Source organism: Fervidicoccus sp. SLHALR4 (assembly GCF_058692745.1).
The window spans coordinates 697,456-710,624 of the sequence record NZ_CP182483.1 but is presented as its reverse complement, the minus strand read 5'-3'; the positions used below and the strand labels follow the sequence as shown (position 1 = coordinate 710,624).

Sequence of the window (13,169 nt, the reverse complement as noted above, 5' to 3'; positions counted from 1 at the left end):
TAAAGCGCTCATCTCCCTTTTCAGTATACGTACGTTATCGTTATCGTCACGCTCACTCCGAAGACTATGGACGGATTGTATATGTTGACGTAGGTAGTGCCGGGCAGCACAGGCACAATGAAACTTCCCGAGCTTGCAACAAAACTGCTACTATATGGATACCTAATTGAGTAGGACCCATAAGTCCCATTACCTCCTACATAGAAGTATATGTTCCCATTAGCAGAGAATGTTATTACTAGATAGCCTGCATAGTTTAAGCTGTATGCAAGGTATGTGCTACTACCTGCCGGGATTTGAACAGGCTTGTCCTTCTCAAGAGTTCTACTTACTGCAAGGTTTATGATAGCTTGGGCATTGCTATACTTATTTGCTAAGTCATTATACGCCGCCTCAAGGCTGTTGTAGTTGCTTAACAGAGAATCATATTGATTCTTCAGCGAGGTATAGCTCACCTCAAGGTTATTGTAATTGCTTAGCAGCGAATTGTACTGAGCATTCAGCGAAGTATAGTTTGCCATTAGAGAATCATATTGGTTCTTCAGCGAGGTATAGTTCGCTTCAAGCGATGTGTAATCTGCTTTGAGGGAAGTGTAGTTATTGAGGAGGTATCCATATTGGCTATTTAACAATGTATAGTTCGCCTCAAGTGAATTGCATCTAGTGTCTAGCGACATGTAATTTGCTTTGAGAGACTCGTACTGAGCGTTCAATGAAGTGTAATTTTTGCTTAGGTCAGCCAACTGCTCATTCAAGCTGCTGTTCGCATTCCTTAAGGTATATGCATAGTATCCAAGTGCAGATATAGCAAGGACCAAAATTATTATAGCGGTTGCGAAAAGCTTTGAGCTAATACCCCCGCCCTTCCGGGCTTCCCCCTTATCTGATGTCTCCGTTGACATGGTATATGCCCCCAGTATAAATGCTTCCTATCTTTTCAATTCTTTTTTTAACTATAAATAGCTTTCTATGAGAGATCATTATGCTTTACAACCCTGATTTCGTTTTTTCTATTGATATACTGACACGTATCCTGCTATGTTTTGGCAACAGGATTTGCAATATTAGTAAGCGGACTAATCGTAGCTATAGTGCATTCATTGCAAAGAGATCCGTCTCTACAAAGATGCAATAGCAGTTATTTCCTAGAGTCCTGCCAGACTTACAAACAAGGTTTCAAAGAATATCCTAGATTCAACAGCCCTCTGATTAGATCGTCTTTCACTCGCTTTCCTTCTCGCTTCCTATCCATGTCTTAAAGGCTTCGAATACACGCTTATATAGTCTTAATAGTTCTTCTCTAGCTTTATCCTTGTCTAGGGATGGGTTAAAAGCTTCTAGGAACCCCAGATCTATTCCGAGTCTGATAGGATCAGGCTTAACCGGATCAAACTGTTCTGGTATTCTGGCTGGGGCTTCTTTGGAGTACTTATCAAATACTTCTGCAAGCCTCTTCAAGGCATCGGGATTGAGCTTGGTAACGTCTAAAACCGGAAGGAGTCTCCACTGAGCTAGCTTAAGCCTCGTCCACGCGCCTTTAGTCTCTTCTCTATTGAAGAGAACTGTGAGGATACCCCACAAAGTGTTGAACCAGAGCGTGAGAGCTTTCTCTGCGTATTCTCTGAGATCTTCACTCACTTTAAGCTTTACAGCATAGAAGATGTTTGCGAGCACAGGTACCTCTGAGTAGAGAGCTATCACATGTGCTGTATCCCACCATATTCTGTCCGGCACTAGGAGTCTGGATGCATATTTCCTGAATATTTCGTCAGCCCTCTCAGTCTTACCTGCGGCATGGGCATTAGGCTTCACAGTCATTTTCTTCCTAACATCCTCTCCACCCCCATATATCACGGGGTACGCTGTTTCAGTATTCACCACACTAAAGTGATCATGAAACTGATGAGCGTCGACGCCTATCTCCGATATGACGCTGTTGAACCTGATTAACGGGATGCTCAGCTCTATTCTCTCATCTATTATAGTATCACCCTCCCCCTTAGCGAGGAGGTTGTTTACGACAAGGTTGATGAGATAATCGTCATATACGGCAACAAACCTGTTCCAGTTATCCATATTTTCAAGTAGCTGTCGCCGTAGAACCTTTAAGATTAAAGCTCTTGCTCCACCGACCTCTACAAGAGCTGTTCTATTCGCCTTCAACTGCCGGATCGCGCTCTTAATTTCCTCAGATAGCATCATGGCCTCCAAAGCTGTTGAAGGCTTGCTCAGTAAGTTAATAAACACAGTCTCCGCATTCACATCGGCGCTGTCAGACCTCTTAGCTACAACAAGGGTTTCACTTAACGATGTGCCCTCGGAGAAGTTGTATCCCTTCTCTGAATCGCTACTCACAATGATGTACTTTACGTGGAATTTGCTTGCAAGTAGAACTCTTGCGAGGAACCATGAAACCCCAGCAAGCAAACCCCTCGGAAGTACGAAAGCTATAACACCATCATTATTGATATACTTATAGGCCAAATAAAGAAACAGCAATCCCTCACCGGCCTGCCCGATATTTAGGTACTGCCTTAGTTCTAATTCTTTCCCACCTTCAATTATATCCTTTATCACATTAGGAAATGACTTGGCACTATTCTCTGCTATAGATTTTAGCTCTTTCTTAACGATCTCAACAGCTCTTTCATAAGCCTCGGCCATTTTCTCTCTAGATTCCTTATCAGCAATGAAGCCAAAATGACCACGTTGCTCGCCAAATTTCTCTGTTCTACCGGTAGCCCTTGTAAACGGAGGGTTCATTATTATTAAGTCGAATTTCTCGGGTATAGTAAAACTGCCTTCAAAACCCTCAAGGCTTGCTTTTTCTGCTATACCCTTTAATCCGCCCTCTATCCATGTAAGCAATTTGCCTACTCTTCCACCGTTACTGAGCAACTCCAGCGAACCCAACCAAGCCTGCTTTCTCTTTGGAATATATCCTAAGTATATTGTATAGATGTTCTCTTTCGATATGTTCCCTGGACTCAAGAGTGCTAGGTTTAGTGCTGTTATCTGCGAAGCATAGCGAAGCGCGTCTATTCCGTAAATGCCCTCCTCGATAATGGTCTTAGCAATTTCATCAACATCTAGATCCTCAAGTTCGTAATAGTACTTGAGCGCTGTAGCCAGTCTAAGCATCGTATTGTAGGATGCTGTAATCAGTGTGCCACTGCCGCAAGCAAAGTCGCTTACTTTCATAGACTTTATCTTACCAATAATTTTTTCGGCTTCCTGTGATCGGATTTCATGGATTTCTTTTACATCCAGATCTAGAAAAGAATTCAAAGACAGCGATGCCAATATGTAAGCTGCTGGGACTTCTGTATAGAACGTTGCGAAGCCCTTCCTTAGTGCTATATCTCCAGTGATCTTATGGTATACTCTTCCTGCGAAATCCCTCCTCAGGAGGCTGGGACATTCAGCTATCTTAATACCGAGATCTATTAGATCCTTACTCCTATACGATGCGTTAGGAGGGAGCACCTTTAGTATGTCACGCGTTGTTTCTACTGCGACTTTATAGTCTACTTTAAGGAGATCTTCTAGGGCATTTCTTAATCCTTCTAGAGCACCATGCTCTTTAACATACTCTCCAAGGGGTCTTAGTTCCGGGTGCTTATTCCTAATGTGCTCATAGAAAGTTGCTGAGAGAAGTATGGAGAGAGCCGCCTGACCGAATACTACTTCTGGATCCTCTGCTTCAGCAATAGAGAACCCGTAAAGCCTGTAGAGGATATCGTAAATGCCCTTGTAAATCTCTCGTTTGGTATCGATGCTGTTCAAAGCATTTATAAATTCGCTTATCTTTGACTCCACATCTTCTATAAGCTTCGTTACCTCTTCTTCTTTCACAAGGAATTCCACGGCACTATTTATGATGTCTTTAAGAGCAGGAATGTCTATGTCTGTAAACCATCCACTCGTATCTCTCGGTACGAATATCTTCACATCGAATTTAGAGCTATGGATTGCTCTCTCAAGCTCTACTTCGGGAATATTTCTATATTCATTCTTCAACCACAGAGCTATCGATATGTCTGCTATCCCCTGCTCAATCCTCTTCTTAGCATCGCTCTCCGCATCGCTCTTGCTGTAGGATGTCTCTATGACTACCATCAAGCCATTATAGAAGCAACTGATATCAGGTCTCTTTCCGCTTTTAGACCTCTCGGCCCTAGCATCAATACCGAGCTCTTTGCTTAAAATCTCAGCAAGCTTAGCATTAATAATGTATTCAGGAACTTCTGGCATGTGGCTTTACCCGCATCCTTATAATGTAGCTCTTTCTCTTCCCCTCTGGGTCAACCTGGTACCGGAATTTACCTTTACATTTAGGGCACTGATAATAGTAGACATTCCACCACTTATACTTCCACATCTTTAGAAGCCTGAGCTCGCCCTCGTAGCCACAGTAGGGGCATTTAACCACTTGATACACCTCAATTCCTAGAATAGTTCTCTATACTTATTATGATATATTAATTTCGATCTCGATCACGTTGATGATGATTTAAAAGATGCAATTGAAGTTAGAGTATATAAGGGCTGAGAAGAGGTTGAAATATGTTAGATAATGAAAAACCGATTTTCAAATAAATAAAATCAACATGTATCCAAAGATGTTTTAAGTGTTAAAATTCTCATAAATTAAAAGGTTATAAGTTCCCTGAACAATCCATTTTTCGGGAGAGCTTTTTGGATGAACTGCGCCTGTTTAAGAGAATAGCGGTGACAGAAAGAGGAGCAATTGCCGTCGGAGAGAGATTCGAAATAGATTCTTTTGCTGGAAAAGCTGTGAGACTCATTTCCCACTTCCACAGCGACCATACTATTCTTCTCAATATGAGCAAAAAGATAGCTAGGCACATAGTCGCTACTCCGGCGACAATAGATGCTCTGAAAGCTCTGGGGCACTCTCTTCCGGAGGAGAAGCTGATTCCGCTTGAATACGGCAGGTCCCTCGCTTTTGAAGATGAGATCATTACGCTGGTGAGATCAGCACATGTTCTGGGGAGCGCACAGATATTGGTTGAGCTTTCAGATGGAGCCAGAATAGGCTATACGGGGGACTTCAAGTTCCCTGGAACCAAGATAATGAGCGATCTCGATGTCCTTGTGATAGACGCCACGTACGGAGATGAGAGCATGGTGAGGCCGTTCAAAAACGAGGTCGACATACTTTTCAGCGATCTCGTCTCCGAGCTCCTATCAAAGGGGAGGCCTGTGGTCGTGAGGGGCTACCACGGGAAGCTCCAAGAAGCGATGATGATATTGAGGAGGTACGGCGTAGAGGCTCCATTCGTAATGCCTGAAAAAGTCTACATGCTCACAAAGGTAGCGGAAAGGCACGGCTTCAAGATTGGTGACTACTTCTCCGATTCCTCTGCGGAGGGGAAAGAGCTTCTCGATTCGAACTGGTTCGTCTACATGACACATATCAATTCGAGGAAGAGAATTTACCCTTCCACTTCCGAAATAACGCTGACCGGGTGGTTCTTCTCCTCCCCCCTTAAGAAAATCTACGAGAATGGACGGAGCGAGAAGTGGATCGTAGCATTGAGCGATCACGGCGATTTCGAAGATACGATGATGTATGTTGAGGAGGCGAAGCCGAGGAATGTGATCGTGGACGGCTACAGAACTTCTAGGGAAATTGCTGAGTCATTTGCAAGCAGCGTGAGGAAGAGGCTGAATATAGAGGCAAAAGTCATGCCCAATGTTCAGGGAGTGAGAGAGGAAGATTGATTTGCTCCTACCTCCACCCTACCCTGTTAAGAAGGGAGGTGGGCGAATTCCGAGATCTCCAGCGCTCCAAATGTCTCCCATGAGAGAGTTCGTGGTTTTGGCAGAGGCAGCTCTGAGCTCTGAGGAAAGGCTCATCGAGTCTCTCGAAGAGAGGTACAGCTATTCTGAGTCCCTTCTGTGGCTCAGAGCATTTCAGTGGATGGGGCTTTTGGATCCTTCCGAATCGTCTCCTCCCTTTGTTGCAGGGCTGAAAAATCTAGAGCTGAAGCCCATGCCGCTCCTCACTTTATTCAGAAACTCGAGGTGCCCGGCAGAGCTCAAGCCCTGCCTCATTCCTCTGCTCTCACTCCTTCTTCCCAACCCTTTCAGGAGCATCATGATCTTCTCCCTCAGCTCCAGATCCGTTGAAGAAGTTGCGGAAAAGCTCATGGAGCGGGGAAGCGCGGCTGAGAGGTTGATAGCAGTTCAGCATGTGAGATCAGGGGGTAAAGGGACAACTGATCTTGTCTTTTTGCTCAGGCTGCTCTTTTCTGCTGCCATTGTGAGAAGGGGGAAGAAGAGCGACGAAGGAAAGAGAATTGCTTATCTGAGGGAGCAACTCCGAAGGGAGTGGAGAAGCCACCCATGCTCAGGATACTCTCCACTGCTGGGGGCGGATCTCATTGAAGCGGAAAGCTTCGTGGCGGGAAAAATAGAAGGCTTTTATTCGGAAGGAGTTCCGAATGAAATCTATTTAGCTTCCAGGCTCAGAGGCGACTCGAGGGAGTGCCTCATTGAGCTCCTGAGAATGGTCAAAATAAACATGCCGGCTCTGGTAAGCAAATATGAAAAGTACTATGAGTTCAAGCCTTCAAGCTAGCCGCGCAGAACCGAGCAGTCCTTATTCCGTGGAGCCCCGAAATCTTCTCAACCAACTCCTTTATCCTCTTTACCTCACCTTTCACCGCAATGATGAGCAAGCACTCCTCTCTCGTCAGGTGAATGTGAAGTGAAGAAACTATCACATCCATGAATTCGTGCTGGACATCTGTGAGCGATTCGTCGATCCCCCCCGCTTCATGGTTGTACGCTATGAGAGCTGCTCCAGCGACTTTTCCCTCGCTCGCCATCCACTTTCTATCGGCGATGTAATTCTCAGCAGCTCTCTGGAGCACTGAGGACCTGCTTGTACCTTCCAATTCCGAAAGTCTCTCCAGCTCATTCAAAAGATCCTTGGGAAATGAAACCGAGAACCTCGCGGGCATCTTCCATTCCTCCTCTCATGTTATTGTCCTCCCATCTTCAATATAAACTGTCCTGGAGCAGACCTCTTTGAGATCTTCATCCTGAGTTGTGATGACAGCTCCCCATTCTCCTTTCTTATTGACAAAGAACTCCTTCAGCCTGGAGAGCATCGCTGCTTTGTTTCGCTTATCTAGGTTGCTGGTGGGCTCATCCAATAGGAGAAGGTCTGGATCTGTCACAAGAACAGAAGCGAAGGAGACGAGCCTTCTCTGCCCATAGCTCAGCCTGTGAGGGATCCTATCTCTCAGCGTTTCCAACCCAAGCAGCACCAGTTCCCTCTCTGCTCTCCTGAAGGCTTCCTCTCTGCTGAGCCCTCTTGAAAGCAGGGCAAAAGAAACCTCTTCGATAACTGTTGGGTTGAAAAGCATGTCGTCTGGGTTCTGAAAAAGCAGACCAATCCTGCTCCTCGCGAGAGATGCGTTCTTCGAGGTGATCCTGTTTCCGAAAAGGTAGACTTCTCCTTTCTGGGGGAATATCAGCGCATCGAGGATCATGAGGATTGTGCTCTTTCCAGCGCCGTTGGGACCTACCAAGCACACGACCTCTCCGCTCTCAACAGAAATGCTAACCCCAGATAGGGCCCTCGTTCCGTCGGGATATGTGTAGTGGACTTCCTTCAGTTCTGCTATCACCACTTGCTCCACCTTTCAACTTTCGTGAAACTCATAAAGAAATGCAGAAAGAGAGGATAAATGCAAGCATGAAGATGAGAACAAACGCTAGGGAAATCCATGTGAAGCGTGTTTCACCCAAGTGGTATCCTTCGCCTCCCCTTGAGATGAAGGCTGCATTGACCCTCTCCCCCCTCTCATATCCTCTGATCAGCTGGTAGCCAACGAAGTATCCCAGCTCCCTGAGTCCAATGCGGGGGTTGCCTCTCGAGATCAGTGCAAGTGCGGATGCGCTCGTGATCCTAGCTGCTGTGATGGCGTCTATCGATGTTACAGTTATCAGGTATGCTATTTCGCCCGGCATGCCGATCCTTTGAAGCCCTCTGGCAATGTAGGGAATGCCGTAGCTCCTCGACAGGAGAGACGGCAACGAAAGCGCTGCCCAAACCCTAAGCGAGAAAACAGCTGCCCCATAGAATCCGAAGGAAGGTTGAAAAAGGGCTCTGGGAACTGCTATGGCCAGCGAGAACAGAGGTATGAAGAGGAGCGTGCTTTGAAGGAATCTGGAGGGCTTTTCCCCAATTGTAACTGCCAGGAGGATTGATGCAGCTATAACAAACAGCGGAAAGAAAACTCCTCGGGACAGAACGACCAATACGGGAACCATGAGAGCCAGGGCTGCTGAGTCAGCCTCGCTGAAAATCCTGCGCTTAGGCTTCTCGCAGAAGTACATGAGCTCGAGGTATTCACTGAGTTTTTTTACTGCTTCCATCCGCCTTCCTTCCTCCTGAGAGCAGAATGACGAGCAGAACAGCAGCTATCCCAATGAACCCGCTGATGAGCCCCCCAAGCCAATCAGGGAGCCCAGGAACTGTGTACTCCGGAAGGGGAGCTCTGAAGAGCTCTTGCTGGGTTAGGTTCAGTTTTTCTGCCAAGGTATCGAGAGGCTCGTAAGAGTATGAGAAGAGAGTGGAGCCTAGGACCACTGCAATCAATCCAGTTAAGAACAGGACGATGTATGCCTTCCTCATATCCGATCACCCAGTGAAGAGCTCCGGCTTGTACTTTCCAAAAGCGTATACTGCGAATCCCGTTACCACTCCTTCAACTATTCCAAGCACGGCATGGGAGATCGTCATAACCGGAACCGTTATCTGGAGGCCATAGCCGAATGTCTGCTCTGAAAGGCCCAGCTCAATACCGCAGAGAAGCGCTGCAGAAACGATCCCCAGCCAACCCGCTACCGCTCCGGAAATTATCCTGCCATTTTCTCCTTTGAAGAACTTCCTCATCAGCTTGAATGAAGCAAAGGAAACCAGTGAAGCTGCTACTGCCATATTCAGAGCATTAGCTCCAAAAGTCGTTATGCCGCCGTCTCCGAAGATAAGGGCTTGAACGAGCAGCACAACCGATATCCCAACAATTGCGGCGTCTGGGCCGAAGAGGATGGAAAGCATGGGAGTCCCTATGAGGTGCCCTGTTGTCCCTCCTGGTCCAAGAGGGTAGTTGACCATTTGCAGGGCAAAGGCAGTTGCCGTGAGGACGCCGAACAGAGGGATCCTCTCCCTTCCGACCCTCTTTCTGAACCTGAGGTATGATATGCCTATAACAGGCAGAGAAACTATGTAGCAGGCCACCCAAACCTCCCAGGTGAGGTACCCGTCCGGAATGTGCATAATAAATCACGTATGTTACTTTTTTTACAATTTTTTCACACCATTTGGCCCTTTTATTTTTTTCTGGGGCCTGAGCTTCCGGCGATTTGCGTGGTAATTAACAACATGAATAGTGTGCTCTCTGAACTGCGACCTTTTTTCTCGGCTTCAGAGAAACGCCGCGAAATGCGAAGAGGTCCCGAAGCTTAGTGAAGACGCTTTGAAGGATTGTTGCAAAGAAGCAAAGAGCGAGGCCGGATCCCGCTGTAACCCGTCTTCTGTAGTTTCAGCGGCATTCGGCTGAGCGGACAGGCCCTGCCTGCAGCGTCACTTCATCGGCAGAGCTCCTTGCTCCGTGGAGGACGGCCGTTTCATCGGTCCACCCAGCCTCGTCGGCTCCCCGCAGCGTTGCCGCCGCGCTTGAGAGGCCTCATCCTCAAAGAAGCTGGGGCCGTGTCGTTTCTGTTCCGTTGCCGGGGAATCTCTCCCCGCCCCAGTTGGGGGCTCCACTGACGCCGGGAGGACGGTGTTTCCTCAGGGGAATGCTCCCCCGTGAGCCGCTAGCGGTGTCCGGCCTCAATCTATTCCTCTTCTTCTCTGCTAATAACTGTTTTTTCCAGTGGAAGATAGTAGTACTCCCCCATCCTTTTCTGCTCTCTATCAATATAGCTCCCCAGCTTGTTTATCCTGGGCCTTCCTGTTATGGGATCTCTCCTGAAGGTTATATCGAGCTGCTTCAGGAAGGCATTCATTCCCTCCCTCAATCCTACTGGCTGCCTCGCTATCCCATGCAAACCCGGCTTTCCTTCGAAAACCATTATCCTGGAGCATATGTAATCAACAATGGAGAGGTCATGCTCGACTACGAATGCAGCTATTCCCCTGGCCTCGGTCAGCCTCTTTATCACCTTTGAAACCGCCAGCCTCTCTTCAACGTCCAGATATGCGCTCGGCTCATCGAGAAGGTAGATCTGGGCTTCTCTAGCCAGAGCCACGGCTATTGCGAGCTTCTGCAGCTCTCCTCCGCTCAGGCCGGAGACCTCTCTGTCCCTGAGTCTATACAGGCCGAATGGCCTTACGATCTCCTCAAATATCCAGCTGTCAGGCGTGAGGACTGAGGGATTAGCTGAGGTGAGGTTTTCTGCGACTGTCGGTTTATCAAAGCTCTCCGGACTGACGTATTGCGGCTTGTAGCTGAACTTTGCCCGTTCATCGCCTGGGCTGTTCCCCTCTTCCTCGAGAATTTTTGCTATTCTACCGACGAAAGTCGTTTTCCCTATTCCATTTGGACCGAGTATGCCTATTACCTCTCCCCTCCTTATCTCGCCTCCCATGGCATCGAGCCTGAAGCCGCCGAGATCTACGGAAAAGGGATCCCATTTAACATAGACCTCGGTTGCTGTTCCAGACTGCAGAGGGGTCTCGGAGACGTGGAAGCGGATTGACTCCTTTCTCAGTCTCATGTTCTCAGCTGGGAGGTATCCTTCGAGGAAGCTGTTTATCCCCGCCCTTGCTCCGTAGACCTTCGATACTATTCCGTAGACGCCGGGCTCTCCGAACATGACGACCAGTGAATCGGAAAGGTAGTCAAGCACTGCGAGATCGTGCTCTATCACAAATCCATAGGAGCTTTTTGGCAGCAGCTCCCTGAGCATCCCAGCAACCTTCACTCTCTCCCTAACATCCAGAAAGCTGCTCGGCTCGTCGAATATGTAGACGTCTGCCTTCTTCGAGAGAACAGCTGCTATCAGGAATTTCTGCAGCTCCCCTCCGCTGAGCTTCCCTATTTCTCTGTCTAGAACGCTCTCCAGCCCGAGATCCTTGGAGAGATCTCTCCAGATCCCCCTCTCATCTGCCCTCTCGAGAAGCTCGCCTACCTTTCCCTTCAATCTCCTCGGAACGACTTCTATGTACTGTATTTTGTGCGCAACCTTCAGTCTTCCCTCATAGAGCTTAGAGAAGTACTGATGGAGCTCGGTTCCCCTGAGCCTGCTGAGCACGTTAGACGCTGACGGCTGAGATTCCAGGTCTCCGAAATTCGGTATGAGCTCACCTGCCAGTATTCTTATGCTGGTTGTCTTTCCTGTTCCATTCTTGCCTAGAATGCCCACCAGTTGCCCTTCCTTAGGAATAGGGAGGCCGAAGAGCTTGAAGCCGTTCCTGCCGAACCTGTGGATCGTCCTCTTCTCGAGCTCATCGGGGACGTTTTCTATGCTGATAGCAGAGAACGGGCACTTCTTGACGCAGATCCCGCACCCTATGCATATATCTTCGTAGATCAGCGGCTTTCCTGTTTCGCTGCTCAGCTCTATCGCTTTCACATTCTTTCTTCCTCTGTTTACTGGGCAGAAGCGTATGCATTCGAGGCTGCATTTGTCCGGCTTGCAGAGAGAGCTGTCCAATACAGCAATCCTCAAAGACGATCACCTCACGGAGCTCAGACCTTAAGCACACCACATTTCAAAAATGTTCGGTGCCGTCACCACTCATCATCGCCCTCTTCTCACTTCCTCCAGAGATCGGTCATTTTTTTCCTCTTCATCCTTCTAGCTTCCTTCTCCAGAAAGGAATAAACTGCTGCGTGGGGCTTGCCCTCGATGAGCATCCTTATGGCTTCTCCAGCAATTTTAACCTGCTCGTAATCTCCAATTATTCCGATGGCCTTTTCACCGATCACAATATCTGCTCCTGTGGTTTCTTCGATGATCTTTCTTGTTTTGCCCTCCTCTCCTATGATCCTCCCCTTTATCCTCTTCAGGTGGTTCTCTCCCTGAACAATGGAGCCGAGGTCTATTACTTCGAGGACTTGATCTTCTTCGAGGAGCCTGAATGCCTGCTCTGGGGTGAAGCCGAGAGCTATAGCCCTTATGATGTCCCTGGCTCTGAGCACAGATTCTGCGGAGACTCCGCTAGCTGCTGGCTCTATAGATACGCTTCCAGTTCTGCTGTCAATGGTTATGAAGGTCCCCGTCGAGACCTCGATCCTTTCCTTAACGCTGCCTCCAGGGCCTATGACAACGCCTATCCTCTCTGGAGGAATGAGCTCGAAAAGCTTCATCGCGTTGCTCCTCACGCTTCCTTCTCCAGACATGGCAGTAGCTCCTCCAAAAGAGCTTTTCCTTGAACATCTATTCCATATGTCCTGTTAAAGAATCTATCCACATTTGCTACATCCTTTCTCAGGAATTCAACTGCGTTCGGGTGCGAGATCAGCACCGACTGCGAAACATCTATTATTACCGGGGCACCTTCGAATACCATGATGTTGTACTCGCTGAGGTCGGCGTGGACAAGCTTTGCCCTGCAAACCATTTTCTTGATGTTCTCGCATATTTCCACGTAGAACCGATGGGGGTTATCGAGCGATTCTCCAACTTCTTTGAGGAGGGGGGCTCTGATTCCATTTCTCCCGATGAACTCCATAACTACGATATTATCTCTCTGAGCAACCGGCTCCGGCACCCTAACTCCCGAAGAGAACATCCTCTTCAGATTTGAGTATTCTTTCTTGGCCCATAACGACATGAGCTTCCTCGTGCTAGTTGCCTTTATGCCCTCGAACCTCTCATCTCCTTCTATGTACTTGTAGATGCCTTTCTTGAACTCGGCGGAAAAGGTCAGGTATATCTTGATGGCCAGCTCCCTGTTTCTGCCGTCCAATCCCCTGTAGACCCTCGCTTCTTTTCCGGAGCTAACAACTCCGCTTATCTTTCTGAGATCGATCTTTCTAGAAAGCTCGTACAGAGAGCGAAGGGTAAAGGAATCGAAGACTTCCTCCACGGTTTTCAGCAGATCGTAGTCCTTCTCCTTATCCTGCGCTTTAAATGATAAGGATTTGTCCAGCTTTCTCTCGAGCTCGTCTTCTCCCAAC

General features: G+C 47.9%; 13 protein-coding genes and 1 other RNA gene. 2 read left to right on the top strand and 12 right to left on the bottom strand.

Annotation, left to right across the window (positions count from 1 at the left end):
• Nucleotides 1-20: 20 nt before the first annotated feature.
• From ACLGLO_RS03790 to ACLGLO_RS03780, 3 genes are all read right to left on the bottom strand, one after another.
• Nucleotides 21-632, bottom strand: a complete 612-nt coding sequence (locus ACLGLO_RS03790) for a hypothetical protein (protein ID WP_492129059.1) — start codon at nucleotides 630-632, stop codon at nucleotides 21-23.
• A 589-nt stretch (nucleotides 633-1,221) separates the two neighbouring features.
• Entirely contained in the window at nucleotides 1,222-4,254 is a 3,033-nt protein-coding gene (locus ACLGLO_RS03785) for a DNA methyltransferase family protein (protein WP_492129058.1), read from the bottom strand.
• The gene (locus ACLGLO_RS03780) at nucleotides 4,238-4,432 is read right to left on the bottom strand and encodes a hypothetical protein (protein ID WP_492129057.1); all 195 of its coding nucleotides are present in this window, start codon (nucleotides 4,430-4,432) and stop codon (nucleotides 4,238-4,240) included. The genes ACLGLO_RS03785 and ACLGLO_RS03780 overlap by 17 nt, the downstream gene beginning before the upstream one ends.
• Nucleotides 4,433-4,698: 266 nt before the next feature.
• Between ACLGLO_RS03780 and ACLGLO_RS03775 the strand changes: the two genes are divergently transcribed.
• Together ACLGLO_RS03775 and ACLGLO_RS03770 are read left to right on the top strand one after the other, a co-directional pair.
• A complete protein-coding gene (locus ACLGLO_RS03775; protein WP_492129056.1) occupies nucleotides 4,699-5,748 on the top strand; it encodes an MBL fold metallo-hydrolase in 1,050 nt (349 codons plus the stop codon).
• Between the two features lie 70 nt (nucleotides 5,749-5,818).
• Nucleotides 5,819-6,607 carry a hypothetical protein gene (locus ACLGLO_RS03770; RefSeq protein ID WP_492129055.1) on the top strand — a complete coding sequence of 263 codons (789 nt, stop codon included), beginning with the start codon at nucleotides 5,819-5,821 and terminating at the stop codon, nucleotides 6,605-6,607.
• Here the strand turns inward: ACLGLO_RS03770 and ACLGLO_RS03765 are convergent.
• From ACLGLO_RS03765 to ACLGLO_RS03725, 9 genes are all read right to left on the bottom strand, one after another.
• Entirely contained in the window at nucleotides 6,591-6,992 is a 402-nt protein-coding gene (locus ACLGLO_RS03765; protein WP_492129054.1) for a CopG family ribbon-helix-helix protein, read from the bottom strand. The two genes, ACLGLO_RS03770 and ACLGLO_RS03765, sit on opposite strands and share 17 nt — an antisense overlap.
• A gap of 15 nt (nucleotides 6,993-7,007) precedes the next feature.
• Nucleotides 7,008-7,667 carry an energy-coupling factor ABC transporter ATP-binding protein gene (locus ACLGLO_RS03760; protein ID WP_492129053.1) on the bottom strand — a complete coding sequence of 220 codons (660 nt, stop codon included), beginning with the start codon at nucleotides 7,665-7,667 and terminating at the stop codon, nucleotides 7,008-7,010.
• Nucleotides 7,668-7,695: 28 nt separating this feature from the next.
• On the bottom strand, nucleotides 7,696-8,415 hold the full coding sequence (locus tag ACLGLO_RS03755) for a CbiQ family ECF transporter T component (protein WP_492129052.1): 720 nt from the start codon (nucleotides 8,413-8,415) through the stop codon (nucleotides 7,696-7,698).
• Nucleotides 8,390-8,674 (bottom strand): PDGLE domain-containing protein, encoded by a 285-nt coding sequence (locus tag ACLGLO_RS03750; RefSeq protein WP_492129051.1) that lies wholly within the window; start codon nucleotides 8,672-8,674, stop codon nucleotides 8,390-8,392. The genes ACLGLO_RS03755 and ACLGLO_RS03750 overlap by 26 nt, the downstream gene beginning before the upstream one ends.
• A 6-nt stretch (nucleotides 8,675-8,680) precedes the next feature.
• Nucleotides 8,681-9,319, bottom strand: a complete 639-nt coding sequence (locus ACLGLO_RS03745) for an energy-coupling factor ABC transporter permease (RefSeq protein ID WP_492129050.1) — start codon at nucleotides 9,317-9,319, stop codon at nucleotides 8,681-8,683.
• A gap of 235 nt (nucleotides 9,320-9,554) precedes the next feature.
• An RNA gene (gene rnpB, locus ACLGLO_RS03740) (RNase P RNA component) lies at nucleotides 9,555-9,870 on the bottom strand.
• 9 nt (nucleotides 9,871-9,879) lie between these two features.
• Nucleotides 9,880-11,715, bottom strand: coding sequence for a ribosome biogenesis/translation initiation ATPase RLI (locus tag ACLGLO_RS03735; protein ID WP_492129049.1), 1,836 nt, complete (start codon nucleotides 11,713-11,715; stop codon nucleotides 9,880-9,882).
• 86 nt (nucleotides 11,716-11,801) lie between these two features.
• Nucleotides 11,802-12,389 (bottom strand): KH domain-containing protein, encoded by a 588-nt coding sequence (locus ACLGLO_RS03730; protein WP_492129048.1) that lies wholly within the window; start codon nucleotides 12,387-12,389, stop codon nucleotides 11,802-11,804.
• Nucleotides 12,368-13,168 (bottom strand): serine protein kinase RIO, encoded by an 801-nt coding sequence (locus ACLGLO_RS03725; RefSeq protein WP_492129047.1) that lies wholly within the window; start codon nucleotides 13,166-13,168, stop codon nucleotides 12,368-12,370. The genes ACLGLO_RS03730 and ACLGLO_RS03725 overlap by 22 nt, the downstream gene beginning before the upstream one ends.
• Nucleotide 13,169 lies beyond the last annotated feature (1 nt).

What these genes read in the sequence shown, in the direction of transcription:
- ACLGLO_RS03785 (WP_492129058.1), bottom strand. Translation starts at nt 4,254, where the DNA reads ATGCCAGAAGTTCCTGAATACATTATTAATGCTAAGCTTGCTGAGATT.
- ACLGLO_RS03770 (WP_492129055.1), top strand. Translation starts at nt 5,819, where the DNA reads ATGTCTCCCATGAGAGAGTTCGTGGTTTTGGCAGAGGCAGCTCTGAGC.
- ACLGLO_RS03765 (WP_492129054.1), bottom strand. Translation starts at nt 6,992, where the DNA reads ATGCCCGCGAGGTTCTCGGTTTCATTTCCCAAGGATCTTTTGAATGAG.
- ACLGLO_RS03755 (WP_492129052.1), bottom strand. Translation starts at nt 8,415, where the DNA reads ATGGAAGCAGTAAAAAAACTCAGTGAATACCTCGAGCTCATGTACTTC.
- ACLGLO_RS03750 (WP_492129051.1), bottom strand. Translation starts at nt 8,674, where the DNA reads ATGAGGAAGGCATACATCGTCCTGTTCTTAACTGGATTGATTGCAGTG.
- ACLGLO_RS03745 (WP_492129050.1), bottom strand. Translation starts at nt 9,319, where the DNA reads ATGCACATTCCGGACGGGTACCTCACCTGGGAGGTTTGGGTGGCCTGC.
- ACLGLO_RS03730 (WP_492129048.1), bottom strand. Translation starts at nt 12,389, where the DNA reads ATGTCTGGAGAAGGAAGCGTGAGGAGCAACGCGATGAAGCTTTTCGAG.